Genomic DNA, 3,238 nt, shown 5'->3' on the forward strand with positions numbered 1-3,238 from the left:
CAGGTGGGACCACCGCGCTACAGCCGCCAGGCAAATTCTTGTGCTCTGTCCTGTGTCTTTCGCACTGATACTGCGTTGGCTGCTCTCGTAAAGTCAGTCACATACCTCAGTATGCTCCTTCCTTTCCTTCGTTTGCCGCCTTGTCTCAGCGCAAAATCCTTCGGACTCTGAATCTAAGCTGAAAATCTTCTGTCTCTTCGCCAAAACACCTTCGGCGTTGTAAGGTTAAGCCTCACGGTTCATTAGTATCGGTTAGCTCAACGCATCGCTGCGCTTACACACCCGACCTATCAACGTCGTCGTCTTCAACGTTCCTTCAGGAGACTTAAAGTCTCAGGGAGAACTCATCTCGGGGCAAGTTTCGTGCTTAGATGCTTTCAGCACTTATCTCTTCCGCATTTAGCTACCGGGCAGTGCCATTGGCATGACAACCCGAACACCAGTGATGCGTCCACTCCGGTCCTCTCGTACTAGGAGCAGCCCCCCTCAATTCTCCAGCGCCCACGGCAGATAGGGACCGAACTGTCTCACGACGTTCTAAACCCAGCTCGCGTACCACTTTAAATGGCGAACAGCCATACCCTTGGGACCTACTTCAGCCCCAGGATGTGATGAGCCGACATCGAGGTGCCAAACACCGCCGTCGATATGAACTCTTGGGCGGTATCAGCCTGTTATCCCCGGAGTACCTTTTATCCGTTGAGCGATGGCCCTTCCATTCAGAACCACCGGATCACTATGACCTGCTTTCGCACCTGCTCGCGCCGTCACGCTCGCAGTCAAGCTGGCTTATGCCATTGCACTAACCTCCTGATGTCCGACCAGGATTAGCCAACCTTCGTGCTCCTCCGTTACTCTTTGGGAGGAGACCGCCCCAGTCAAACTACCCACCAGACACTGTCCGCAACCCGGATTACGGGTCTACGTTAGAACACCAGCCATTAAAGGGTGGTATTTCAAGGTTGGCTCCACGCAGACTGGCGTCCACGCTTCAAAGCCTCCCACCTATCCTACACATCAAGGACCAGTGTTCAGTGTCAAGCTATAGTAAAGGTTCACGGGGTCTTTCCGTCTTGCCGCGGGTACACTGCATCTTCACAGCGAGTTCAATTTCACTGAGTCTCGGGTGGAGACAGCCTGGCCATCATTACGCCATTCGTGCAGGTCGGAACTTACCCGACAAGGAATTTCGCTACCTTAGGACCGTTATAGTTACGGCCGCCGTTTACCGGGGCTTCGATCAAGAGCTTCGCGTTGCCGCTAACCCCATCAATTAACCTTCCGGCACCGGGCAGGCGTCACACCGTATACGTCCACTTTCGTGTTTGCACAGTGCTGTGTTTTTAATAAACAGTTGCAGCCAGCTGGTATCTTCGACTGATTTCAGCTCCGCCCGCAGGGGCTTCACCTACACATCAGCGTGCCTTCTCCCGAAGTTACGGCACCATTTTGCCTAGTTCCTTCACCCGAGTTCTCTCAAGCGCCTTGGTATTCTCTACCTGACCACCTGTGTCGGTTTGGGGTACGATTTCGTGTTACCTGATGCTTAGAGGCTTTTCCTGGAAGCAGGGCATTTATCACTTCAGCACCGTAGTGCCTCGTCATCACACCTCAGCGTTAATAAGGTACCGGATTTACCTGGAACCTCCGCCTACATGCTTAAACCGGGACAACCGTCGCCCGGCTGACATAGCCTTCTCCGTCCCCCCTTCGCAGTAACACCAAGTACAGGAATATTAACCTGTTTCCCATCGACTACGCCTTTCGGCCTCGCCTTAGGGGTCGACTCACCCTGCCCCGATTAACGTTGGACAGGAACCCTTGGTCTTCCGGCGAGCGGGCTTTTCACCCGCTTTATCGTTACTTATGTCAGCATTCGCACTTCTGATACCTCCAGCATGCCTCACAGCACACCTTCAACGGCTTACAGAACGCTCCCCTACCCAACAACACATAAGTGTCGCTGCCGCAGCTTCGGTGCATGGTTTAGCCCCGTTACATCTTCCGCGCAGGCCGACTCGACCAGTGAGCTATTACGCTTTCTTTAAATGATGGCTGCTTCTAAGCCAACATCCTGGCTGTCTGTGCCTTCCCACATCGTTTCCCACTTAACCATGACTTTGGGACCTTAGCTGGCGGTCTGGGTTGTTTCCCTCTTCACGACGGACGTTAGCACCCGCCGTGTGTCTCCCGTGATAACATTCTTCGGTATTCGTAGTTTGCATCGGGTTGGTAAGCCGGGATGGCCCCCTAGCCGAAACAGTGCTCTACCCCCGAAGATGAGTTCACGAGGCGCTACCTAAATAGCTTTCGGGGAGAACCAGCTATCTCCCGGTTTGATTGGCCTTTCACCCCCAGCCACAGGTCATCCGCTAATTTTTCAACATTAGTCGGTTCGGTCCTCCAGTTAGTGTTACCCAACCTTCAACCTGCCCATGGCTAGATCACCGGGTTTCGGGTCTATACCCTGCAACTTAACGCCCAGTTAAGACTCGGTTTCCCTTCGGCTCCCCTATACGGTTAACCTTGCTACAGAATATAAGTCGCTGACCCATTATACAAAAGGTACGCAGTCACCCCATAAAGAGGCTCCCACTGCTTGTACGTACACGGTTTCAGGTTCTTTTTCACTCCCCTCGCCGGGGTTCTTTTCGCCTTTCCCTCACGGTACTGGTTCACTATCGGTCAGTCAGGAGTATTTAGCCTTGGAGGATGGTCCCCCCATATTCAGACAGGATACCACGTGTCCCGCCCTACTCTTCGAGTTCACAGCATGTGTGCTTTCGTGTACGGGACTATCACCCTGTACCGTCGGACTTTCCAGACCGTTCCACTAACACACAAGCTGATTCAGACTCCGGGCTGCTCCCCGTTCGCTCGCCGCTACTGGGGGAATCTCGGTTGATTTCTTTTCCTCGGGGTACTTAGATGTTTCAGTTCCCCCGGTTCGCCTCGTTAACCTATGTATTCAGTTAACGATAGTGCAACGGATTGCACTGGGTTTCCCCATTCGGACATCGCCGGGTCAAGGGTTCATATCACCTCGCCGGCGCTTTTCGCAGATTAGCACGTCCTTCATCGCCTCTGACTGCCAGGGCATCCACCGTGTACGCTTAGTCGCTTAACCTCACAACCCGAAGATGTTTCACTTCTGATTGCGAAAATTTGAGAGACTCGAACACACATGAGCTGTGTGTCGTTTCAATTTTCAGCTTGATCCAGATTTTTAAAGAGCAAA

Annotated in this window: 1 rRNA gene; it reads right to left on the reverse strand. The window is 52.9% G+C overall.

From position 1 onward, the window contains the following. Positions 1-221: 221 nt before the first annotated feature. A 23S ribosomal RNA gene (locus INF61_RS21735) occupies positions 222-3,127 on the reverse strand. Between the last annotated feature and the right edge of the window lie 111 nt (positions 3,128-3,238).

Source organism: Enterobacter cloacae complex sp. P18RS (assembly GCF_014982105.1).
Classification (GTDB): Bacteria; Pseudomonadota; Gammaproteobacteria; order Enterobacterales; family Enterobacteriaceae; genus Enterobacter; species Enterobacter hormaechei_C.